The 22,473-nt window shown below is 49.1% G+C and carries 19 protein-coding genes, 1 tRNA gene and 1 pseudogene; 5 read left to right on the top strand and 16 right to left on the bottom strand.

What is annotated here, in order from left to right:
• Positions 1-2 precede the first annotated feature (2 nt).
• Both M0P91_RS01910 and dgt read right to left on the bottom strand, forming a co-directional pair.
• The gene (locus M0P91_RS01910; RefSeq protein WP_295063701.1) at positions 3-1,613 is read right to left on the bottom strand and encodes a SpoIIE family protein phosphatase; all 1,611 of its coding nucleotides are present in this window, start codon (positions 1,611-1,613) and stop codon (positions 3-5) included.
• Between the two features lie 200 nt (positions 1,614-1,813).
• Complete coding sequence (gene dgt / locus M0P91_RS01905) at positions 1,814-2,911, bottom strand: dGTP triphosphohydrolase (protein WP_295063698.1); 1,098 nt, start codon at positions 2,909-2,911, stop codon at positions 1,814-1,816.
• A gap of 511 nt (positions 2,912-3,422) precedes the next feature.
• Between dgt and M0P91_RS01900 the strand changes: the two genes are divergently transcribed.
• The 3 genes and pseudogenes from M0P91_RS01900 (at position 3,423) to M0P91_RS01890 (ending at position 4,823) form a co-directional block, all read left to right on the top strand.
• Positions 3,423-3,510: transfer RNA gene (locus M0P91_RS01900), tRNA-Ser, on the top strand.
• 200 nt (positions 3,511-3,710) lie between these two features.
• Positions 3,711-4,421: pseudogene (locus tag M0P91_RS01895) on the top strand (methyl-accepting chemotaxis protein); the annotation flags it as partial.
• A gap of 36 nt (positions 4,422-4,457) precedes the next feature.
• Positions 4,458-4,823, top strand: coding sequence for a CZB domain-containing protein (locus tag M0P91_RS01890; protein WP_295063982.1), 366 nt, complete (start codon positions 4,458-4,460; stop codon positions 4,821-4,823).
• 25 nt (positions 4,824-4,848) lie between these two features.
• On the opposite strand, the gene M0P91_RS01885 is transcribed toward M0P91_RS01890, so the two are convergent.
• From M0P91_RS01885 to M0P91_RS01875, 3 genes are all read right to left on the bottom strand, one after another.
• Positions 4,849-7,266: an EAL domain-containing protein gene (locus M0P91_RS01885; protein WP_295063695.1), complete on the bottom strand. Its 2,418-nt coding sequence runs from the start codon at positions 7,264-7,266 to the stop codon at positions 4,849-4,851.
• A gap of 232 nt (positions 7,267-7,498) precedes the next feature.
• Positions 7,499-7,624 (bottom strand): hypothetical protein, encoded by a 126-nt coding sequence (locus M0P91_RS01880; RefSeq protein WP_295063693.1) that lies wholly within the window; start codon positions 7,622-7,624, stop codon positions 7,499-7,501.
• Positions 7,624-8,874: an MgtC/SapB family protein gene (locus tag M0P91_RS01875; RefSeq protein WP_295063691.1), complete on the bottom strand. Its 1,251-nt coding sequence runs from the start codon at positions 8,872-8,874 to the stop codon at positions 7,624-7,626. The genes M0P91_RS01880 and M0P91_RS01875 overlap by 1 nt, the downstream gene beginning before the upstream one ends.
• A 117-nt stretch (positions 8,875-8,991) precedes the next feature.
• Here M0P91_RS01875 and M0P91_RS01870 point away from each other — a divergent pair, with 117 nt between their 5' ends.
• Both M0P91_RS01870 and M0P91_RS01865 read left to right on the top strand, forming a co-directional pair.
• Positions 8,992-10,440, top strand: a complete 1,449-nt coding sequence (locus M0P91_RS01870; RefSeq protein ID WP_295063689.1) for an SDR family oxidoreductase — start codon at positions 8,992-8,994, stop codon at positions 10,438-10,440.
• A 24-nt stretch (positions 10,441-10,464) separates the two neighbouring features.
• Entirely contained in the window at positions 10,465-11,151 is a 687-nt protein-coding gene (locus M0P91_RS01865; RefSeq protein WP_295063686.1) for an SIMPL domain-containing protein, read from the top strand.
• Here M0P91_RS01865 and M0P91_RS01860 read toward each other — a convergent pair.
• From M0P91_RS01860 to M0P91_RS01810, 11 genes are all read right to left on the bottom strand, one after another.
• Positions 11,124-12,392: a hypothetical protein gene (locus tag M0P91_RS01860; RefSeq protein WP_295063683.1), complete on the bottom strand. Its 1,269-nt coding sequence runs from the start codon at positions 12,390-12,392 to the stop codon at positions 11,124-11,126. The genes M0P91_RS01865 and M0P91_RS01860 overlap by 28 nt on opposite strands.
• Positions 12,385-12,627: a DUF2249 domain-containing protein gene (locus M0P91_RS01855; RefSeq protein WP_295063680.1), complete on the bottom strand. Its 243-nt coding sequence runs from the start codon at positions 12,625-12,627 to the stop codon at positions 12,385-12,387. Before M0P91_RS01855 ends, M0P91_RS01860 begins: the two co-directional genes overlap by 8 nt.
• Positions 12,624-13,058 carry a hemerythrin domain-containing protein gene (locus M0P91_RS01850; RefSeq protein ID WP_295063677.1) on the bottom strand — a complete coding sequence of 145 codons (435 nt, stop codon included), beginning with the start codon at positions 13,056-13,058 and terminating at the stop codon, positions 12,624-12,626. The genes M0P91_RS01855 and M0P91_RS01850 overlap by 4 nt, the downstream gene beginning before the upstream one ends.
• Before the next feature lie 59 nt (positions 13,059-13,117).
• The gene (locus tag M0P91_RS01845) at positions 13,118-16,012 is read right to left on the bottom strand and encodes a translocation/assembly module TamB domain-containing protein (RefSeq protein WP_295063674.1); all 2,895 of its coding nucleotides are present in this window, start codon (positions 16,010-16,012) and stop codon (positions 13,118-13,120) included.
• Complete coding sequence (locus tag M0P91_RS01840) at positions 16,009-17,700, bottom strand: BamA/TamA family outer membrane protein (protein WP_295063670.1); 1,692 nt, start codon at positions 17,698-17,700, stop codon at positions 16,009-16,011. The genes M0P91_RS01845 and M0P91_RS01840 overlap by 4 nt, the downstream gene beginning before the upstream one ends.
• A gap of 28 nt (positions 17,701-17,728) precedes the next feature.
• Positions 17,729-18,244 (bottom strand): histidine phosphatase family protein, encoded by a 516-nt coding sequence (locus tag M0P91_RS01835; protein WP_295063667.1) that lies wholly within the window; start codon positions 18,242-18,244, stop codon positions 17,729-17,731.
• Positions 18,235-18,981 carry an adenosylcobinamide-GDP ribazoletransferase gene (locus tag M0P91_RS01830; protein ID WP_295063666.1) on the bottom strand — a complete coding sequence of 249 codons (747 nt, stop codon included), beginning with the start codon at positions 18,979-18,981 and terminating at the stop codon, positions 18,235-18,237. The genes M0P91_RS01835 and M0P91_RS01830 overlap by 10 nt, the downstream gene beginning before the upstream one ends.
• Positions 18,974-19,396 carry a hypothetical protein gene (locus M0P91_RS01825; protein WP_295063663.1) on the bottom strand — a complete coding sequence of 141 codons (423 nt, stop codon included), beginning with the start codon at positions 19,394-19,396 and terminating at the stop codon, positions 18,974-18,976. Before M0P91_RS01825 ends, M0P91_RS01830 begins: the two co-directional genes overlap by 8 nt.
• 249 nt (positions 19,397-19,645) lie before the next feature.
• A complete protein-coding gene (locus M0P91_RS01820) occupies positions 19,646-20,104 on the bottom strand; it encodes a hypothetical protein (RefSeq protein WP_295063660.1) in 459 nt (152 codons plus the stop codon).
• A complete protein-coding gene (locus M0P91_RS01815; protein ID WP_295063658.1) occupies positions 20,104-20,820 on the bottom strand; it encodes a DUF3800 domain-containing protein in 717 nt (238 codons plus the stop codon). The genes M0P91_RS01820 and M0P91_RS01815 overlap by 1 nt, the downstream gene beginning before the upstream one ends.
• A gap of 391 nt (positions 20,821-21,211) precedes the next feature.
• Complete coding sequence (locus M0P91_RS01810) at positions 21,212-22,384, bottom strand: HBL/NHE enterotoxin family protein (protein ID WP_295063655.1); 1,173 nt, start codon at positions 22,382-22,384, stop codon at positions 21,212-21,214.
• Positions 22,385-22,473 lie beyond the last annotated feature (89 nt).

The following is a 22,473-nucleotide window of genomic DNA, read 5'->3' as shown; positions in this document are numbered from 1 at the left end:
TGTTAAATTTGAAACGCGATCATCGTGTTGTCGTCCCGCTGTGATTCATCTCCCTTGTAGCTGTAATAGCGTTCCAGAATGATCTCTTGCTGCTGCTGCATCGGTAATTGATGCACTTCCTGAATCGTCTCCATCAACCTTTTCTTGCCGTAGGCAATCCGTTTCGGACCGCCGATCTGATCGATCATCCCGTCGGTTGTCAGGTAAAAACGCATCCCTTTTTTTAGCTTCAAGGTATGATTGGTGAACGTCAGATTCATATCGCTGTGAACGTATCCCAGACTGTGTTTATCGGGCCGGATATGGTGCAGGTGCCCCTCCTCTGTGTAGAGAAGCGGGGTGTTCGCCCCCGCAAAGGTGATTTGGTCGTTTTCCAGATCAATATAACAAAAAGCTCCGTCCATGCCGTCGTTGGATTCGCTGGATGAATCGTATTGACCGAGGGTCTCTTTGACCAGCCGATTCATCTGGCTGAGCAGCGATGCGGGATCTTCGAGATGGCGGTGGTGGGAGAGGAGACGATCGAGTATCGAGATGACGACAAACGTCATCAGCGCACCGGGAACACCATGCCCCGTACAGTCGATGATGGCGACAAAAAAACCTTTGTCGGTCTTGTCTACCCAGTAGCAGTCCCCGCCGATGACGTCTTTCGGATTCCAGATGATAAACGCATCATTGGAAAAATGGTTCAGCATTCGGGGATCGGGGAGGAAGGAGCGTTGGATCCGGCTGGCATAATTGATACTGCTGCGGACCAGCGTGTTGATCTGTTCGAGTTCCAGATTGTTTTTCCGGATCAATTCGAAAGAGTGGTGAAGCGCTTGACGGGAGAGCTCGAAACTTTTTCCCACTTGTCCGATCTCATCGCTCCGCGTCCAAATGAAGGGTTCATCGAGTTTCTGGTTCGCCAGTGCATTGGACTGGGAGATGAGATCGCTGAAGGGATGAGTGATATCCTGTACGACCCGCTGCACCATTTTTTTGACGATCATCGCCCCCGCGATACTGATCGAAATAATCAGAAATAAAATGACTAAAAATTGGATTTGGGTCGTTGAGTAAAGATGTTGCGCGTTGACGATTTGGGTCTGCATCAGTTTGTTGAGCATCGGGGTCAGCTCTGAGACCGTGTAGGGGGCGTCGTCGGTTGTCCATGAGATAACCTCCATCAGCTGTTTATTATGGATGGCCAGAGTCAGCCGGTCCAGACTGCGAATCGATAGGGTGAGATATTTGTCGGTATCGGCTAAAAGCTCCCGCTCCTCTTGCGTCAGCTGCCCCGACGTATAGATTTTCCATGCCGTATTGATTTTTTCTCGTTCAAGAACGAGTTCGTTTTCAACTTTTTTATAGTCGGTTATTTTTCCCTCCGCAATGTCGCGTGCGGAAACCAGAACTTTCTGCTCAAACGACTCTTTGATGAGTCTCAGCTGCCCCAGCGGTTCGAGAGAATTTTCATTCAGCGAACGGATCGAAAAGTTGGAGATGAGCATTCCGATGACCCCGGCGATGATGGCACTGATGGCGAGTAGCTGCGTGAGCTTTACCAGATAATTGACTTTGTCGTTGAGTCGGGTGTTTTCGAGAGCGGTCGGGTCGAAACGGTGCATGAAGCGCATGGTAACCTTTGCCGGGTAAATGAATTTCAGCAAGATTCTATTGGTTTAGGATTACAAAAATGAAACAAAAATATAATAAATTGTTACGAAATTGAAATAATAATAGGGCATCTCTCCCCTCCGGATGGAGGAGCGTGATGATAAGATTACGAGATTTTTTGAGGGAAACGCAGAGCGGGTGCGCGCTTGGGTTACTCTCTCCCGTAGAGTTCGTTATAGAGTTTCATCGCGTAGCGGTCGGACATGCTGGCGATGTAGTCGCTGATGACGCGGTGCGGGTTTCGTCGGTCGCATTGTTCGAGATAATAGTGCGGAAGCATCTTGGGCTCTTCGCTAAGGGCATTGAAGAGGCCGATAATCGCCTGTTTTCCCGCAAACATTTTTCGAACGATGAGTTTGTGTTGGTAGAGCTCTTGATGCAGTGTTTTTTTGAGTTTTTTGATCTGCGTCTCCAGCGCCGGGTCAAATCCGATTCCGATCGGCTGCGCTGAGGGGAGCACGGAGGCTAACACACGGCTGTTATCGATTTTATCCCGCGAGTAGGCGAGGAGCGAATAGACCAGATGGTTGATGAGATGGGAACTAAAACGGTAACGGAACATTTCGTCTTCCTCTTCGCGGATCCCCTCTTCGTAGACTTTATCGAGGATTGTCCGGATCAGTTCGCTGGAGCGAAGGGTATCAAAGGAGATAAGTCCCGATGCAATGCCATCATCAATATCGTGGCTGATGTAGGCGATCTCATCGGCACGGTCGACGATCATTGCCTCGATACTGGGGTGGGTCCCCAGATCAAACACGTCGCTCACGGATGGGGGGAGAAAGGATTTGGCATAGGGGTAGGAGTGTTTGAGTATCCCCTCGAGTGTCGCGTAGGTGAGGTTCAACCCTAAAAAAGCTTTATACCGCTGTTCCAACAGCGTTACGACCCGGAAACTCTGGAAATTATGTTCAAAGCCGTGGGTGAACCCCCTTTTTTTCAAACACTCATCGAGGGTATCACCGCCGATGTGTCCGAACGGGGTGTGCCCCAGATCGTGGGCGAGGGCGATGCTTTCGGCCAGTGATTCTTGTAATCCGAGATGAGAACAGATGGAACGGGCGATTTGGCTCACTTCGATGCTGTGGGTGAGGCGGGTGCGGAAAAAATCCCCCTGCGAATTGAGAAACACCTGTGTTTTGTACTCAAGTCGGCGAAAGCTTCCGGAGTGGATGATCCGGTCGCGGTCACGGGCATAGGGGGAGCGAAAATCGTCGCTGATGGGATGAAAACGTTCTTCCGGGCGCATGGCTCTCTCTTGTAATGGTATACGATGATTATACCCTGCCTTCTGCCTCAAAGAGGCAAGATTTAGTGCCATAGCGGCCAGCGTAGTGCTTTGGGCTTTACTCAAAGCACGTTTGAGAGTTCCGCATGAACTCTCATAGGAATAGTTCGGGGGGATATTTGAATAACGGACCTTATGCACCTTGCCCTAGCAAGTGCGTCAAGGGGAACTAATACCAAACTTTATGAACTAGGCATACTCTCGTCAATCCGTGCTACGACACAAAATCCAATGCAAGAAATGGATCCCGTATCAAGTACGGGATGACAAAATGCGCATGTACAGTTAAAGATAGACGGTATTACAGGGGAGTTAATCTCCCGCATCCGAAAGATGCGGGTAGCTTTAGGGGGGGTGCAGGGGACATATTGTCCCCTGCCACTTTACGGGCTTTGCCCGAAAAGTGCATAATATCAGTGTTTAATAGAATATTGAGATTAGATTGACTATAATTCCGTCTCCACTTATTTATGGACAGTTGGCCGAGTGGTCGAAGGCGCACGCCTGGAACGCGTGTATAGGGCAACCTATCTAGGGTTCGAACCCCTAACTGTCCGCCATACCCCCCTAATATCCCCTATCGATCTATTTCCAAGAGACAATTTTTATGACTGCGACCGAAATGTGTCCTATTTAATCCGATACGGTACTCCTCGATACAATAAAATGACACAAATGTCACGATACGTGATTATTTATTAGATTATTTTTAAATAAAAATGTTAAAATAAAAAGTATAGATAAAAGGAAAAATCGGATAATGTTTAATAAAAAGAAAGAGTGGCTGGAAGAGATTGATGCATTGAAATCTCAAGTTGCAGAGCTTGAGAAACAACGCGAAAAGCTTTTTGAAGAGAACAGACGGCTTGAAAGCGACGTAAAGAAAGCCGAGGATGAAAAAGGATTATTCTATCTCATCCATAATCTAACGCAAAATCTTGTGGATGGTTCAGAAAATGATATGTCGCTGTTACAACAGGATCTAATCGAGAATGTCAAAGAGCTTGAAGAAATCGCACAATTAAATCAATGTAATCGTACCGCATCCAATGAGATTAATGAAGAGATTGTTGATTTATTAAAGACGCAGCAAGATTTGGTTATTAACATTAATAATAACTACACGTCAGTGTCTCAACTCAATGACAGCGTAGGGTCCATCAGTTCCGTTATTAATCTGATCAAAGACATTTCCGATCAAACCAATCTTCTCGCACTCAATGCCGCTATCGAAGCAGCACGAGCCGGTGAACACGGACGAGGCTTTGCCGTCGTTGCCGATGAAGTTCGAAAACTGGCGGAACGTACACAAAAAGCGACCCAAGAGGTTGCGATGAGCGTTCAAAGTCTGAAACAAAATGCGACAGAAATTTATGAACGTTCCAGCTCTATGGAGAGTATCTCCTCCTCCTCGACAGAGAAGCTGAGCCGTTTTCAATCCTCATTGAATGAACTTCAGAATCGTACCATTGATATTGACAATGATTCTTTGGATGTTTTATACTCAGTGTTTATCATTTTGGTCAAACTTGACCATTTTCTCTTTAAATCACGTGGGTACAAAGCCGTTTTCTTAAATCGTATTGACGGTCAGTTTGCGGATCATCACGGATGCAGACTCGGTCAATGGTACGATACCGGCAAAGGGAAGGAAATTTTTGGAAAAGTCCCGAGCTATTCTAAGCTTGATAGCCCGCATAAAATAGTACATGATCGTATCCATAGTGCCATTCGTTGTGTTGAAACCGGCACCTGTATACCGGAAGCAAAAAATGTAATGACCTATTTCAAAGAGGCAGAAACGGCGAGCAAAGATGTCTTTGCCCTCTTGACAACGTTATTAAAAGAAGAGCGTCAAAAACGAAAAGAATAGTAGCGCTATTGCTTATGCCCGCATCTTATCGGGCAGCGTCTAAGGGAAGGTAGGTCGCTACAAACGTTTTAAACAGATCGGCTTTGATCGGTTTGCTGAAATAGTACCCTTGTATCTCGTCGCACCCCTGTTCGCGAAGGTAGCGGAGCTGTTCGAGGGTCTCTACCCCCTCGGCGATCGTTTGGAGACCGAGGCTGTGGGCCATATTAATCACGGCACTGACGATCGCTTTATCGTCGGCGTCGGTCGTGATGTCGCGGACGAACGATTGATCGATCTTGAGTTTATAGATTTTGAATTGTTTGAGGTAGCTCAGCGACGAGTATCCGGTTCCGAAATCATCGATCGACATCCGGATGCCGCGCGCGTGAAAGTTGTTCATGATCGTGATGGCCGAGTGGGGGTTGTGTGTGGCCATGCTTTCGGTCAGTTCGAGTTCGAGATACTCTGCGGGGACGTTGTTCTCATGCAAAATGCGCGAAACGAGGTTGGGGAGATCGTGATGACGAAACTGGACGGTTGAGAGGTTGACCGACATGACGATCGGAGATTGCCCCCCCTCCATCCACTCTCTCACCTGCGCTATGGCGGTGCGCAATACCCACTCTCCGATCGGCAAAATGAGTCCGTTCTCTTCGGCTACGGGGATGAACTCGGCGGGAGAGACGTTGCCCAGCTCCGGATGATTCCAGCGGATCAGCGCTTCGGCCCCGATCACTTTCCCCGCTTGTATGGAAATCTGGGGCTGGTAGAGGAGATGAAACTCGTTGTTTTTTAAAGCGTTACGGAGGGCATTGTTCAATCGGAGATTGCGTAACGATGAGGTCTGCATCTCTTCGGTAAAAAATCGGTAGCCGTTGCGCCCCTCCTGCTTGGCACGGTACATTGCCGTATCGGCGTTTTTGGAGAGGGTTTCGATATCTTTGCCGTCGGTCGGGTAGATGGCGATACCGACGGAAGCCGATATGTTTAAGCCGTACTGTTCGATGTGATAGGGGTGGCTGATGGCTTCGAAGAGCTTTTGGAGGAGCCGCTCGGCTCCGTGGGCATCGGTATCGGAAAGGACAATGATAAATTCGTCTCCCCCCAACCGGGCGACGATATCGACGTCGCTGATCAGCGATCTAAACCGTTTGGCGGATTCGACCAGCATCCTGTCTCCGATCGTATGGCCGAGGGTATCGTTGATCTCTTTGAAATGATCAAGGTCCAGAAACATGACGACAAAAGGGGTGTTGTTTCGCTTGGAGAGGTTCAGGGTATGGTTAAAATAATTTTGGAGCTGGGCACGGTTGGGCAATCCGGTGAGCGAATCGAAATTGGCCAGATGGTAGATTTGCTCTTCGGAACGTTTTTTTTCGGTGATATCCTCTTCGATCGCCATATAGTGGGTAATCTTGCCGTCGGGTTGAAAAATGGGGGAGATATTGACCGATTGGATGTATTCGGTTCCGTCTTTGCTGCGGTTGATGAACTCGCCGTGCCATTTTTCGTGTCGGCGGAGGTGGTTCCATAAACTTTCATAGGTGGATCGGGGTGTTTTTCCCGATTGAAACAATCGGGGATTTTGGCCGATCACCTCGTCGGGAGAGTAGCCGTTGATAGTGTAAAAATTGGTATTGGCATACTCGATGTTTCCCATGAGATCGGTAATAATGATGGAGGCGGGGCTTTGCTCCACCGCTTGGGAGAGTTTGAAAAACTCGTTTTCCGCTCTCTTGCGCTCGGTAATGTCGATAAAGCTGCCGATGATCCCGACCACCTCCTCCTTTTCGTTGCAATAGGCCCGTTTGTAAAAAATACCGTCACGCATCTCATCGGTTATTTGATTCTGGAGTTGATATTCATACACCTGCGTACTCTGCGGACAGGCCAGAAGCTCCTGATCTTTGGCGGAGCAGGTGAGTGCAAATTCGGGGAGGGCGATATCAAAAACATTTTTACCGATAAACTCGTTTTTATCCAGACCGATGATATCGGCGAAGGCACTGTTGCACCCCAGATAGATCCCCTCTATGCTTTTATGATAGATCGGTATGGGGGAGTTTTCGAGGAGTGTTTCCAAAAAGATGTGCTGAGAGCGGAGATTTTTGTTGCTTTCGATCAACTCTTCTTCGAGTTTGGCTTTTTCCTCATTCATGATGAGATCGTCTCCGGTGAGATGGATACGGTGGAGGGTGATCTGATCGAATGTGCAGAGGGAGATGAGAATCTGTTTCTTCGGGGTCTCTCCCCTGAAAATCTCCCCGGATGTCGTTGTTCCGATAATGGTGGCATTGGGAAAGAATTCATAGATCGTCGCCGTGATCCGGCGTAAAAGTTCCGGATCGGCAAGGGTGTTGAAAATTTGGATTAATTGCGATTCAGAGGGGGTGAGAGAACACGATTCAAGCCAGCGGACGAGTGTCGCGTTATTCGCATAGTGCAGTGTAAAGTGACGCATTTTTCCCCTTGGTGATGGCGTAGTGTTCTGTGATAAAAAGTAGGGGTATTTTAACTCTTTTTCTGGGCAAAGTCCTCTGTTTTTGTGATATTTTTCCCCAAAAACAGAGGATCTTTCGGTATTTTTAACGTTAAACAACGTTGATGATGCATTGGGTGTTTTTATGCGGAGAGTATGTGATTAGATTGTGATTTATGCCGATGGAGACCGGATTTCAGGCGGGATGATAAAATCAGTTTTGATTGCCCCCTTCGGCTTTGGTGCATCCGCCCGCATGCGAATTTCGTCCCGGTTTGAAGGATGCATCGATAAAGTGAAATAGAAGATCAAATAAAATAGCCATATTAACCACAAACATTAAAAAGTCATCATTGCCGTTATCGAAAAGGTGCCGATTGAGATAAGGTAGTAGGTGAATACAAAACGAAACAGCGTTGCATTCCCCAAAAAAAGGACCAGAGCCGTTTTGGCAAGGGTATTGGTAATGATGGCAATGATAATCGCATAATGGGCGGTGGTTGCATCCAGAGAGTTTTTGGCTAAAGAGGAGAGGGAGAGGATGATCGCATCGACATCGGCAACCCCCGAGAGGGAGGCAACGGCGTAAACACCCATATCCCCGGCATATTGATTGGCGACTTTGATCAAAGCGAGGGTGATCCCGAAAATCACCCCCATCAATAAAGCCTCTTTGAGATCGAAAGGGTTTTTAAAGATGATATTCTGGGTAATCGGTTCGCGTTTGGTCGTGAGGTAAAGCATCCCGATATAAACGAATCCCATAACCGAACCGGCGGTAATGGGGAGGATAAAGGGGGTGATCAGAGGAGGATTGATGATCCACATCTCGAAGCCGGCACGAATCAGCATCATGGAGGAGGCCAATGCGATTCCGATGGCGAGATTTTTGGCTAAAAAACCGTTTTCATGGACCCGTCGGGCCATACTCATCGCCACGGCGGTCGAAGAGACAAGCCCGCCCATCAGACCTGCGGCAACGATCCCGTGGGTCGCTCCGAAAAAGCGGATGGCGATATAGCCGAAAAAGGAGATTCCCGCCACGAGAACGACCATGATCCAGATACGGTAGAGGTTGACGAATCCTCCCGCATCGATCGCTCTGTCGGGGATGATCGGGAGGATCGCAAAGGTCATGATCATAAACAAGATCGCGGCACTGAGATCTTTTTTGGTGAGAGTTTGTTCGTATTCCTGGATTTTGTCTTTGAGATTGAGGATGAGCAAAACGACCATGGTCAAAAACACGGGAAAAATGGTGGGGACGTAGGGGAGCATCGCTCCGATGATAAAGGTGACAAGTGCCGAAAATTCGGTCGTCGCCCCCTTGTCGGGCGCCGAAAAACTGTTAATGAGATACGCCGCAATGAGCAGTAATCCCGTAATGGCAGTCGCAACGGCAAGAAAATAGGGGGAATAGGATGAAAACCAGGAGGCAAGATAGCCAAAAAGGGCAATCATCGAAAAGGTACGGGCCCCTCCGAAATCTTTGGTTTTGTTGGCGTAAATGACATGCATTTCGCGCTGTAAGCCGATCAAAAATCCCAGTACCAACGAAAGGACGCTGTTTTGAATCACTATCGGTTCCATACTGTTATACCCCTTTTCGGTCCGCCTAAAACGAATCGGGAATCATTATAGCGTTTGGAGAATAAATTGTCCGACGGATTCGCTACAATGATGTGAATGAGTGAAAAAGGGGGATCCGTGACGATATTATTGACGGGGGCAACGGGTTATATCGGTAGACGGCTGAAGCATCGTTTGTTGAACGATGGGGATGTTACCCTGCGGTTGTTTGTCAAACAAGGACAGAGTGTTACCCAGCGAGAAAAAGTGGAGGTGGTCGAGGGGAATACCTTTGATCGTGAGAGTCTGGATAAAGCACTCAGGGGAATTGATTGTGCCTATTATCTGATCCATTCGATGGGGTCGGATAATTACCGGGAACTGGATCAGAAAAGTGCCCGCAATTTTCTCGACGCATGTATCCAAAACAAGGTGAAACGGATCATTTATCTGGGCGGTCTCGGGGAAAAAGAGAGTGCGAGTGAACATCTGCTTAGCCGTATCGAGACGGGGGAAATTCTCAGCTCTCGACCCGAGAGTATTCAGACACTATGGTTCCGTGCCGGGGTTATCATCGGATCGGGATCGGCGAGTTTCGAGATCATCCGAAATCTGGTCGAGAAGCTCCCGTTTATGATCACCCCCCAATGGGTCAACACCCTGTGCCAACCGAGTGCAGAACGTGATGTGATCGAATATTTGGCGCAGGCATCGAAGTTGAATACGGAGGAGAGTTGTGTGATCGATATCGGAAGCGAGATGATGAGTTACAAAAATCTTCTCCTCGGATACGCACGCGCCGTGGGATTGAAACGGACATTGATCCCCGTGCCGTTTTTTTCACCGAAACTCTCTTCGTACTGGCTCACGCTGATGACTCCTGTCCCCTACTCGGTCGCTTCGGCGCTGATCGAGGGGCTGAAGAGCGAAGTATTGGTGAAAAACGATCACGCTTCAACGCTCTTTTCGACGATCATACCGATGCGGTATGACGAAGCGGTCAAAGCCGCCGTCGAAGAGATTAAACATACCCAGATCATCAGCCGATGGTCGGACGCATCGGGTGAAGCGTGGGAGGTTAATCACTCCGATTTGGCGGACGCCGTGTTTACCGATCGGCAGATCATCCCTTTGGAAGGGATACCCGAAGAGAAGCTGTTCGCCACGATCTGCTCCGTCGGCGGTAATAACGGATGGTTTGGGTATGAGCTGTTATGGAAGGTGCGCGGCGTCATCGACAAGCTGTTTGGCGGATATGGCCTTTCGCGCGGCAGACGGGACCCCAAAATCCTTCGTCTCGGTGACAGTGTCGATTTTTGGAAGGTGGTCGATTTTCAAGAGAACAAGAGGCTTTTGTTGTTTGCCCAGATGAAGCTGCCGGGAAAAGCGTGGCTCGAATTTCTTATTAAAGAAAATAAACTCTACCAAACCGCCTATTTTTATCCCCACGGTCTGTTGGGGAGGCTTTATTGGTACAGTATGTTTCCGTTTCATTTGTTTATCTTTCGGGGGATGGCAAAGAATTTGATACGCAAAGCGCATAATAATCTCCCGCATCCGAAAGATGCGGGTAGCTTTAGGGCGTAACATCAGATAATTAAAGGGGTGATTATGAATAAATGGGGATGGAGGATGAGCGTGTTTTTGTTGCCGGTATTGGCGGAGGCGATGACTATCGGTCTGAATGTCCAAGTATCGGCGCTTCTGAAACCGGACGTTTTGCGAGGAGGCCTCAGTTTTGAGGAGGAGGGGAAAAACCAAAACACGATCAAAGATCATCTCAACATCATCGTCGCTGAAATGAAACGGATCGATCCGAGCGGACGCTATTGTCATGGGGGAGGGTATACCCTCTCTCCCCGTTACCGGTATAAAGAGAATACTCAGGAATTTATCGGCTACAGCGGGTATCTTACCTTCGGATGCGAATTTTTGAGTATCGATCAGTACAATGAGGTGAACACCGCGATTGATAAGGTCCGTTCCTCTACCGTCCGAAAGAATCAGGGGGCATTGAGTTGGGGCGTGAGTGCACTGCTGGAACGGGAAACGCAAAATAAGCTTCGTCTGGAGCTTTTACGCCGGGCGGAAACGCAGGGGAGAGTGTTTTCCAAAGAGACGGGGATGGTGTGCGAAACGGCATCCATCCATTTCGGCGCTGTACCGCGAGTCGTACCGATGCAGGTACGGGGGATGGCCCTGATGGACGCAACTCCTACCGAAAGCCCGATGGAGAGTGAGGCGGAGTCGGCGGTGGAAGCTTTTGTTGATTACAACTGCTCAAAGCGGGTTCCGTGAGTGAGGGTGCGGTGATAGAGACGCCGTGCGCCGAGAAGGTTTGCCAGTAGCAAAGTGAACATCATGGCTCCAAAGCCTCCAGAGACGCTCAAGGCGAGAGGATAAAGCGGCGAGATGACGGCGAAAGCGGCGGTAATGAGAAAGAGCCAAAAAACCCCTTTCGAACGATTTTGAGGGATAACATTGGACATGATGGGGGCATCCATGAACCCTTGTGCGCTAAGATGAAACCAGACTAAAAATGGGACGATTTTACTCATCATCCCTAAAATGATGGAGAGGGCAAAGAGGGAGAATGCGATCAGGGCGATCGATTCGGCGAGGAGGTTACCGCTCCACAGATAGCCGATATGAAAAATCAGCGCGAGCTGAAGCAAGGCAATCCCCATCCCCCAAAACCAGATACTCACATCGCTAACACGCCGTTTGCGCATCCGTAGCCGGAGTGCTGTCGTGACAACAAATCCGGTGAACAATGCCGCTACCATCATGTCAAAGACCCAAAGATAAGGGAGTGTCAAAAAAAGAAAAAGTATCTTCAGCAGAAGTGACCCGGCGATGATCCGAAAAACGTTTTGTTTGCACCAGGGGCTATAGGGGGTTGTGACGTAAAACATTTCGACGACCTGAAACGCAACGGCGATGATCAAGGGAGCAATCCATCCGATCAGCCCGAGTGAATAGTGGGAAGTTCGGATCGTATCGTGCGAAGGGGAGAATGTGGCATTGGCATACGAGACCGCCATGATAATCCCCAAAATAGCCGTCAATGCGAGCGCGATCAGGGAGAGTCTCATCCCTCTGAGGGTATCGTGGGTGATGCCTCCGAAGAGGAGAGGGAGGACGAGGTTGGCGGCATAGAGGACGGCGGCTCCCAGCATTACTGCGGCAATGACAAACAAAGGGGGGAGATCAAAAACAAACGCCCCTGCCAGAGAGAGGACGCCGATCGTAAAAAGGGTGTGAATAATCCAGCCGTTTCCGACCGGATAGGGGATCGGACGCCCCCCCAAGACGCTTTGCATCTGAAACAGTGCACCGATCATACTCATTGTAATGATCCCCAGAAACATCAGATGGATGGCGGCAAGCGATAAGGGGTGGTTTGGGGTGAGGATTTCGATGGGGGCAAACCCCATCAATGCGCTCAGGAGTAGGCCGAATAAGGGGACGCTCATGAAAAAGCGCAAGACGACGGAGATCGGGGGGGCCTGATCGAGTGACAACCCTTGATTAAACACGGTAGGATTCCAAATCGAGGGCAAGATCCCGGGTGATGTAGATATGCCAGACTCCGTCCGCATCGTTGAATGAGCGGTATTTTCCGCCGTTTTGGGTGATGATGATATACAAAGGGAGGGGTTCGCGCCGGTTCACCATGTGGATCACCTCCGAACCGCTCAACCGTTTAAACGCATCGACCGCCATCTCTAGCGGCAGAGGATGATCCAGTTCGCGGGTATCGAGGAGGATCATTGATCCATCGCTTTGAGGGTTTGAACCATCAGCTGTGCATCACTCCCCAATGCGCGGTCGATCATCGGATAGAGCATCTGCTCCTCTTTCATGTTGTGCTGCTGAAGCATGATCATCATCGATTCTCCGATACCGAAAAAATCGTTGAAACGGTTTTCATTTAACGCTAATTTCATCGATTCAAGAAGGCTGCGCAGCTGCTGATGTTCATACCGCATCATCTGGGTCGGCCCCCCCATCATCCCCGTCCGTTTTTCGAAGGTGATAAAGAGCTCTCTCTCTTCCATGTCGAAATGGTGCAGGGTTGTTTCGGAAAATCGGGAAAAAAGGTCTCTCCCTTTTTCAACCTCTTTTGCCAGCAGCGCACTCTCGCAATCAGCATACAAACAATCACAGCTGCGGTGATCATCACGCATAAATTCCAAAATCATCAGGGCACCTCTTTTTTTAGGAGTATAGCACTATTCGGATCCGGTTGCCTTGATAAATATCAAGGTTTTTTAGGGGACGGCATTTCATGGTTATGGGGGAAAAAATCGCCGAAATCTTTTATATAGACCGCCTTGATCCCCTGCCCCAGCTCATGAACGTCGGCATCGAGGCGGAGCCAGCGGTTGAGGGTGTACTGGATCAAGACGCTGGAGACGGTATCATTTTTATAGAGTACCCGGAGATCCTTATTAAGCCGCGCACCCACCTCAATCCCCATCCCTCCGGTTTGGGTCGTGAGGATGTTCATCGTATCGATCTGTATTTTGGTCGCACCGTTGATCAGCCCTTTGATCCCCGCACCCAGCATGAAATTGGTGGCGTCGGCACGGATCGTCTGGGTTCCGGTATCGCCGGTTCGGTTGGCCGTGTTCACGGTAGAGGTGCCGGTGTTTGCCGGACCGCCGAAAAGGATGTAGCTCATAATGTCGTTTTGGCTCATGACCGGATCGGAGTTGAACAAAAAGATCGGCGAATCGAGGGTATGGGTGACGTATATGAAGATTTTTTTGTAATCCACCTCATGGCCGATCGTCAGATTGAGATACGGATTCAGCGGAACGCCGCCGCCGAAATAGATTTCACTCGGTTTGATCTCGAAAAGCTTTCCTCCGGTGGTCGCCGTTCCGGAGGGGAGGGTGACCATCCCCAAAAGTTCTACCGGGCCGAGAGGATCTTTCCACACGGTAATATCGGGAACAAAGGTAACGTCAAGCTCTTTGGTCCGGTAGCGGAGCGCTCGGCGTGAGATGACGTGGAGGTTGATCGCGAGTTTGGTCGTGGTCGGAGGGCGGACATCCTGAATGATGATGATGTCTTCGTCCATGACTTTCAGCTGCTGAATCGGGAGATTGGTGATCGCCCCATCCAAAAGGGTGAGCTCGCCAAAGAGGGTTTGGTTGGCATCGCGGTCGCGTTCGAAGGTGATATCGGCGGCCATGTGGGCTTCCCCTTCGGGCCCTTTGTAGCTGAATCGCTCAGATCGCAGCCGCAGGGAGGTGCGCAGATCCTCCAGATGGATGACCCCGGTGAGGAGGAGGGTATCGTAGATCCATATCTGATCGACGATCAATTCATTGGTGTCCCCAAGATGGAGTTTGGAGAGTTTTTGAGTCTCGACGGTGTGGTCCGCAACGTCGAAACGGTAGGAGCTGACGGTGATATTCCCTTCGCTATAGGCGAGATTCAAATGGCCGTCGGTTCCGCTGAAGGAGCGTTTGGAGTCCATAACCGCCGCGTACCACGGAACGGTGATTTCACTGTCGATTTTGAGAGTTTTGTCGAAAGAGAGGTGGGTTTTGCTCCGTACTTCCGCATCGTAATACTCTTTTTCGTGCAGCTCCAGCGGCATGATTTTGGAAATGGAGGCAAACAGTGAAGGGGTGAGTGCATCGATCCACAGATCGTATTTCTCATTTAGCACGGAGGCTTTGAGATCAAAATAGTTCCCCAGATAATTTCCCGACCCCTCCATGAACGTATCGTCTCCGTTGAGCGAGAGGGCCAGCGCGTCTCCCGAGAGCTGAACGGCGTTGCGCTCGTTCTCCTGACGGAGTGAAAAGAAGAAATGTTCCGGCGGTTTATGACCCCAATTTTTCCATGTCGGGGCATCGGGGAGGAGGGTGAGGTTGCCGTCGATATCGCGAAAATTCTCCTGAATGACAAATCTTCCGTCCGCAATTGCGTGGTTATGGGCTATATGGGCAGACCCCTCTAGCCGCGATGAGGAGAGGGTGTACTCTCCGTGCGCTTCAAGCTGCAACGGCGATTTTTGGAGCACTTCGGGGAGGAAGGGGAGAAAGGAGAGGGTCTCGTGTGCCGAATGGACCCTATAAACGAATCGGTCGTAGTCGCCGCTGGCAAACGCGATTGCTCCGCCGTCGATCGTGAGATTCCCTTTTATCCCTTCCGGTGTATCGGTGATCTCTCCATAGAGCAGATGGGCGGGGAGGGGATGGGCGGAGGTAATGGCCCCCTCAAAGAGGGTGGTGGTTGTCCCGTCGAAGCGGTAGCGCAGCTGCTGGCGGGTATCCATCGTATCGTTGTTGCGGCGCAAAAGGTAATCGATACTGCTGTCGAAATAGTCGTTGAGATAACGGTAATCGAAATGGAGTTTGATCCCCGTGGCATGGATAAGGGGATCTTGCTTGAGAAACAGGGTATCAAGCCGGGTAGAGAGATCGGCCCGTTTATCGGAGAGTTCATGGATCGTGACACGAAGGGATGGGGGCAGATCGGTAAATTTTCCCGAATAGGGTTCCAGCGCTTTGGCGTTGGGGTAGAGGAGCCCCGATCCCTGGATGGCGTTATCTTTCACAACCCCCTCCAGGGCAGCGTCAGCATAGAGCGATTGGCACGTTGCACGAATGGAGGAGAAATTGAGCGACTTCCCGTCATAGGTGCCGTTTTTTGCCTGTATGTTGAGAGTGATGGGATAGGGACTGATAATCTGGAGATTGGTAAGGTCCACCTTTTTGAGGGCAAAAACGGGGAACGGCCACGGTGCGGAGCTGTCGCTGAGAAAATCTTCCGTATGGATTCGAAGACCGTCGATGCGGATCGAATCGACGGTGTGTTTCCCCTGTAGAATCCGGGTTAGACTGTAGTGGAGCGTTAGGGATTTGATTTCCAGCTTTTGGGTTTTGACCTCATAGAGGGTAAAGCCCTCAAGCAAGCTCCCTTTGGCGGTTTTGTAGTGTACCCCGAGCGGTTCGAGAAGATAGGCATTGATGATGGCCAGCCCATCGGAACGAAAGAGGAGATAGAGGATCAACGCTCCGATAAGAATCGCACTGATCAGGAGAAAATGGAGTGCCACGAAGAGGTGTATGATCCATCGGAGCCATTTGCGTGAGGAGAACCGTTTTTCCGGCAGGGGGGGGACGTGCGGGTTCAAAACAGCTCTCCGATACGAAAATGGATCGCGTATTGGGAAAAGTTATAGGGGTCGGCTCCGACGTCGATAGCGATCGGCCCGATCGGCGTGACGTAGCGCAATCCCCCTCCCACTCCCCAATACCCTTTGGTGTAATCGGGGATCGTTACGTCTGAGACAAAGGTCAAATCGTTAAATAACACCCCTCTGAATTCTCCGTAAATAGGAAAACGGTACTCGACGCTCCCCTCCATTAACGAGGCAAATCCGATCGGGTCTCCGCTGGAGGTTTTGGGCCCCAAATCCCGGTAAAGATAGGCACGGTTGGAATTCATCCCCCCCGCATAGAACCGGTACGAGGAGGGGATACGCCCATCGAGCAGGTGAAGCGAACCCCATTTGAGCTTTGCCCCCACCACCTGAGTGTCGAAACTTTTGATGTAGGCTCCCGAGAGGATCGATTTTAAATAGGTCGCATCGGAGAAGACCGGAGTGAGGAGCGAACCGGTCATTTTTGCGTTCAGCCATACCCCTTTGGTCGGATCGAGCGGTTTGTTGCGGGTATCGTAGTTGAGCTCTCCCAGCGGAGAGGTGATAAAGAGGACATTGTTGGGAAAGGTGACGATATCGGTGGAATTATAGGTCTGAATTCGATCGAATAACACCCCGACGAGCGCCGCTGTCGGGGTTTCTTGGTATTTGGCGGTAATTTTTTCGTAGGTACTTTCGGTTTTGTATCCGTCGAACAATTCATTCCGGTATCCGATGGATGCCCCTAATCCCCCCCGATTGGCAAGGGGGTATCCGAAGGTTCCGGAGGCTTCTTGTATGATCTGCGAATAGCGGGCATCCAGAGAGAGGGTCTTGAGATTGCCGAAAATATTACGGTGTTTTACCCCTGTTTGGGCGGTTATACCCTGATCGCTGCTGTATCCCAAACCGGCGGTGAAGCGGATCGGGCGTTCGGCCTCTTCGATATCAAGCGCGATGGGGACGATACTGCCGTTGTGGTCGTTGTCATTGATTAAAACACGGGCAATCGCCTCCTGGGCGTAGAGGGTTTCGTAGCTGAGGCGGATCGCTTCGAGATCATAAGGGTCCCCCTCTTTGAACCGGAGCATCGAGGCGACGAGAGTGCCGTCGATATTGGGGGTCGATTCGACGCTGATCGCGCCGAAGGTGCACTTCTCATTGGGGATCGCTTCGAAGACGAGATAGGCCAGATCGGTTTCGATATCCACCCAGGCTTTGGAATTAAATTCCGCGTTGCAGTAGCCGGCTCCGCCGTACCGTTTTTTGATGCGGCTCTTGGAATCGGCAAACTTCTCCTGATCGAGGAGTGCACCGCTTTTGAGGAGGATGTCCGATTCAATAGTGACAGGGCTATTGATCTGGATATCGGCAATTTTGATCGGATTGTTCTCTTCGATTATGATGGTGATGGCGGTATCACTCACTTTAGAGGCCACTTTGTTGTGATAATACCCTTTGGAACGGTAGTAGGCGGAGATGGCGGTTGCACTCTGTGCTGCGGCAATCGGTTCGAGGGAGGGCTCTTTTTCCCATACTTCAATGACATAGGGTTTGCGTAGCCCTATGGCCGTGTAGAGCGCATCGGAAGAAATTTTTTCGTTACCGACAAACTGAAGGGGGAGGGGAGCGCTGAAAAGGAGGGGGGCAAGTACGGATAAAAACAGTGCGTGCCGCATTCGCGCTCCTTGGATTGAAGTCTATATTTTACCCTAAAAAATGGTGATCGAGATACCCCAATGGGGTGGAGGCCGGGGTGGTGTCGAGAAGCGAACGGATCATCCCGATGGTTCCGCCGTGCGAACAGATCAGAATGGTTTCGTCGTTGGGAAGCTCCTCCAAAAAACTCTGAACCCGTTCTCGAAACATTTCCAGCGGTTCGTCGCAGACATACGCGTGCCAGCTCTCCATGGACTCCAAGGCTCGGGGGTCGAAATTTTCCATCCGTTCGATCTGCTCAAAGCTTTTTCCCTCGATCAAGGGTTTGAACCGCACTTCGCGAAGGCGCGGGTCGGTCGTAAAGTGCTCCATCCCCATACGTCGGAGTGTTTCGGTGCATCGGCACAGGTCGGATGCGTAGATACGGTCGAATTTTTGGTGTGCGAGTGCGGCGATTTTGGTTTCGTCGAAGAGGGTCGGATCGATGGGGATATCGGTGTGGCCGTTGTATCGCCCGTGATACTCCGCAGCGGGAGGGGCGTGGCGAAGGAGAATTATACCCATAGCCGCACGACCACCAGAATCAAGATCAGTTCGACAAGTTCAAGCGCCATTCCCAGACCGTCACCGTTGAGAAATCCGAGCGATTTGCGGGTGAGCGTCGCGGTGGTTACGGCGATCACGACCCCCAGCAGCAAAAGTCCCGCAAACGGCCACGAGAGGGTGAAGAGTCCGAGGGCTCCGTACAGGGAAACCATGACTATCAGGGGGATTGGCGAAAGGCTTGCTTTGAGCTGCGACACAAACGAGGAGCGAAATTCAACCACCCGAATCACAACGATCAGCGCTAAACGGCTGATGGCGGCAATCGCGATAAAAGGGAGAAAGAGATGGTGCATCAGCAGGGTCGAGAGGGCGGCGATTTTGAGGAGGAGGAAGCTCACTCCATACAGCACCCCCATCGCTCCGACGGTGGGTTCTTTGATCACGGCATAGGGGTCTTTTCCGCTGTGGGCGGCGTAGAGGGCATCGGCGACGTCGATGATGGCTTCGGTGTGGATAAATCCGTACAGCGCCATGTAGAGGACCGAGGCGAGGATCGCCGCGAGCCACCCCAACGGTGCGAGGGCTTCGAATATCCCGATGCTGACCCCTGCTAGGAGAATCCCCACAAAGGGGAGGGCGTAGAGCATCGAAGAGAGGACGTGCGGGTGGGAGAGATCATCCCCCTCGCGAAACCGGATCGGAAGGACCGTGAAATAGCTCAGGGCAAATTTGATCCCCAGATAGAAGTTATTCACAGGGGACCTCTTTCATGATGGTGAGCCAGTTTCGATCGAACACTTTTTTTATGTAGCTCTCACGGTGAGGGACGATACACCCCGCACAGTTTTGGTGGATCGCCTTTTCGCTGACATAGCGATCTCCGTCGGGACTTTCGATGGAACAGGTGCTAAAGAGGGTTTTATTCTCGTCGATTGAAAATCCCGCGTCGTTAAAGCGGAAATTGGGACAGGCACAGAGGTAGCAGTTGAGCTCAGGGGTATCGTGGCACTTTTTATTCTCTGCATAGAGGGGGCAGAAATCGCTCTCGTGCTGAACCATGTTTTCGAATCGAAAATATTCGATCACCTCCTCATCGCTTAGGTGGGTGAGGCGGTTCATAATCGCTTTGTGTTTTTGGGCGTGGGCGTCGAACCATTGCTTATAGGACATTGGGGTTTCCTTGTGTCTTCTTCCGAAATTGAAGCCAACTTTTAAAAAAGCTTGATTGCGGGAAGTTTACTTTGGAAATATTCTTGGGTATTTCGGCGCATACTGTCTCTTTAACTAATTTATTCACTTTAATGAATTCGCAAGGAATGTATGTTATTATCTGGCTTGAATTCACTACCCATCGGTGGTTGAATCTATCGAGGTTTCGGTCGCAGAACCAGCGTAGCAAATCAGCGACCAGAATCACTCTCATTTCAAATAATCCAAACATTCTTTTTTATCCCATAGTGGTGAGCTTTTAATTTTGCTAATACTATTATCAGCTTCATAGCAAGTGACAAAATTTCCTTTTAGTACTCCACTCTTATTTAAGCTCAAGCGAATCACAACGACAAAATCGCCATACACAACGCTTACTCTTCCATCAGGCTTATATTGTTTAGTTTTAAAATCCCAACCTTGATATAAAACTGCATTTGGATTTTCAAGTGTATCTTTGATCCAATTAATCCGTTTAGCCCGTTCGTCTGAAAAGGTGTCCTTTGAGCCTCTTCGGTCACTGCTCTCGTAAAATGCATGTTCAAATTTATCTTTTCCAAAAAAGACGTTTATCCCGTCAAATGTCATAATCGGTCTTTGGCAATAGTTCACTTCATAGTGAGTTTTATATTCTACTGGTGTATCATACTGAACAAAAGGTGGCGCCATTACCAACCACCGTCAAGTCGAATATTGAAGACATTGAATTTATCCTCATTTTTAACAGTGGGTTGGATGGTATGTCCGAGGTGTTTCTCTAAATGTTCTATGACAGCTATCTTTGCAGAATTTTTATGCGTTATGTTGTTGATTTGACTGCTAGCTGCTCCCAAAAGAAAATCTGTCATTTGAATTAAAACTACTTCACGAGAAGGAAGAGCTTGAACCCGTTCAATATAAGCATTTAAGTTAACACGATCCAAAAAGTCACGTAAAGTATTTAAACGTGAAAGATCACGATTCACTTTTACGTCACAAAAAATAGAGTATTCATTAAAATCAAGAATCCATTTTTCGAGGAGAAAATAATAGAACTTGTAAAAACCGAGCTCCTTGTCATTTCCATGATACGCCCAGTTAACTTGTTTCGGATCAACCCCAATACACCGAAATCTCATTTGCATTCCGAATGAGAAAAATAAATCAATTAGATCGAGGTAAAATGCCTCTTGTGACGGTGATACTTTCGTCCATTTGATTTCGCCCCAACAATTGTACTTTTGGCGGAGTTCTTTGATATGTGTTTTGATACTCTCTTTGCTTTCAGCCTCAATCCATAGACTTCCTATCATGAGGCGCTTGTCTATGGGTTTAGTCGTTGTAAAGAGATCAGGTAATGTTTCATCGCAATAAACATTAAATTTCATATCCACACTCGCTTTCATGGACGACTAATGTCAAATCCAATACAATACTGATATTGTAGCCCAAGATCTCCTCTCCCGTCTTAGTGCGGTGAAGAGCTTGGGATTAATTCTTTCTTCTATAAAAACTCTCAAATCTGTAAGTTGCTTTTTTGAAAAAAAAAACAATTGCTAATTCCAATCCCTACTTTTCGACACCACAGAAAAAAGAAACTATGATAGTCAATTCTGTCTATACTTCCGCTAAAGTCGGGTTCTAAAACAACAAATGGACAAATGTCCCTTTGACATGCTCCTTTATATGGAGTCAATGAAACGACTGCAGTGATACTGAAGAACGGAGTTAAATGCAAAGTGGGGACAAAGCAAGGATAAACGTCTGCATAACTTTAGTTATGCAGACGTGCTCTGCTTATTGTAAATTTGCGGTGAGCGGAGTCGCTTGATTGTACGTGATGGAAGATATGGTATTGCAAAGCCCTACCAGCGTTTGCCAATCTTGATTGGCCATGTTTAAATCGGTTTGCAGCTGACCGAGATTTAAGGGGGTGGTATCGCCCTGGCAGTTTTGCAAATCGGTAAGAACGGTATTGATTTCAGACTCCAGCTCACTCCACACTTCTAAAATAAGATCCACCTGAGTCCCTGCCGCTTCCGACAAAACGATTAACGCGTCAAGCTGCGTGTTCAGGAGTTTTAAACTGGCCACTTGCTGGGTCAATGCATTCATTTCAGCGGTATCTTTATTGACCTCATTGGTGAGATTCGATATTTCGACGGAAGCGGCAATCATCGTGGCGATTCCGGCTATAGCGGATACAATACCAAAAGCCAATCCGAATCCAAATGTAAAAACCGCAATCACGGCACCGGCAAAAAATCCGATACCCGCCGCAAGTCCTGCCACGGTCATAACGGTTTGCCACGTTTTGATTTGTTCTTGTAATGAGGCGATATCGTCTTCCAGTTTTTGAATCTGCGCCTGATCAACGCCAATGGTTGATAAAGAGTCCGCAACCGCTTTCGACATGATGGCGGAATCCGCCGTTAAGTTGTTGCTAAAGTCGAGAATATTTTGTTGAAACGTAACGGCAGTTTGGGAATACCCTTTGATTTGACTGATCATGCCATTGAGAATTTTCTGAAGTTGAGCGATCGCTGCCGCATTGGTTGGATCGGCTAATAGCACACCTATCAACGAATTGATCGTAGACATGTTCGAATTGAAGGCAATCCCGTAGCCCGATATCGCATTGGGAATACTGACTAAGTTTGTCGCAATTGAGTACCAGCCGTTAGCGTGAATTTGAGCATTGCTGAAAGCCGTTTGAAAAGGGGGGTACCACGACGGTATCGGTGCGGGGATTGTAGGTAATGTCGTTTGGGTAATACCCAAAACATAACTCATTACATCGTTATTGGCATTAAAGGCATTCACAAGTTGCTGTTCAATGGGAATGGTATCCTCCACGTTATTAGCGGCAACCAAAGTAGCACTTGGTATGTGTTGCAAGGAGGCTAGACTGATGTTCTGTACGTTGGATGCTAAGGCAAACGGGAAAAAACGTTTTTTTTGAGCGCTCATAAAATAACTCCTTCGTTAAGTGCTATCCCTCCGGCGGGTTAAAAACCGTACCGATCCATTTCAAAAAAGAATCAGGGGATTGATAGCAT

This window comes from Sulfuricurvum sp. (assembly GCF_023229695.1).
Classification (GTDB): domain Bacteria; phylum Campylobacterota; class Campylobacteria; order Campylobacterales; family Sulfurimonadaceae; genus Sulfuricurvum.
Note: the sequence above shows the minus strand (reverse complement) of the source record. Positions and strands in the feature narration are given on the sequence as shown.

Excerpts from the sequence above, each read along its gene's own strand:
- M0P91_RS01910 (WP_295063701.1), bottom strand. The coding sequence starts at position 1,613 with ATGCACCGTTTCGACCCGACCGCTCTCGAAAACACCCGACTCAACGAC.
- dgt (WP_295063698.1), bottom strand. The coding sequence starts at position 2,911 with ATGCGCCCGGAAGAACGTTTTCATCCCATCAGCGACGATTTTCGCTCC.
- M0P91_RS01885 (WP_295063695.1), bottom strand. The coding sequence starts at position 7,266 with ATGCGTCACTTTACACTGCACTATGCGAATAACGCGACACTCGTCCGC.
- M0P91_RS01880 (WP_295063693.1), bottom strand. The coding sequence starts at position 7,624 with ATGTTTGTGGTTAATATGGCTATTTTATTTGATCTTCTATTTCACTTT.
- M0P91_RS01875 (WP_295063691.1), bottom strand. The coding sequence starts at position 8,874 with ATGGAACCGATAGTGATTCAAAACAGCGTCCTTTCGTTGGTACTGGGA.
- M0P91_RS01865 (WP_295063686.1), top strand. The coding sequence starts at position 10,465 with ATGAATAAATGGGGATGGAGGATGAGCGTGTTTTTGTTGCCGGTATTG.
- M0P91_RS01855 (WP_295063680.1), bottom strand. The coding sequence starts at position 12,627 with ATGATCCTCCTCGATACCCGCGAACTGGATCATCCTCTGCCGCTAGAG.
- M0P91_RS01850 (WP_295063677.1), bottom strand. The coding sequence starts at position 13,058 with ATGATTTTGGAATTTATGCGTGATGATCACCGCAGCTGTGATTGTTTG.
- M0P91_RS01840 (WP_295063670.1), bottom strand. The coding sequence starts at position 17,700 with ATGCGGCACGCACTGTTTTTATCCGTACTTGCCCCCCTCCTTTTCAGC.
- M0P91_RS01835 (WP_295063667.1), bottom strand. The coding sequence starts at position 18,244 with ATGGGTATAATTCTCCTTCGCCACGCCCCTCCCGCTGCGGAGTATCAC.
- M0P91_RS01825 (WP_295063663.1), bottom strand. The coding sequence starts at position 19,396 with ATGTCCTATAAGCAATGGTTCGACGCCCACGCCCAAAAACACAAAGCG.
- M0P91_RS01820 (WP_295063660.1), bottom strand. The coding sequence starts at position 20,104 with ATGGCGCCACCTTTTGTTCAGTATGATACACCAGTAGAATATAAAACT.
- M0P91_RS01815 (WP_295063658.1), bottom strand. The coding sequence starts at position 20,820 with ATGAAAGCGAGTGTGGATATGAAATTTAATGTTTATTGCGATGAAACA.
- M0P91_RS01810 (WP_295063655.1), bottom strand. The coding sequence starts at position 22,384 with ATGAGCGCTCAAAAAAAACGTTTTTTCCCGTTTGCCTTAGCATCCAAC.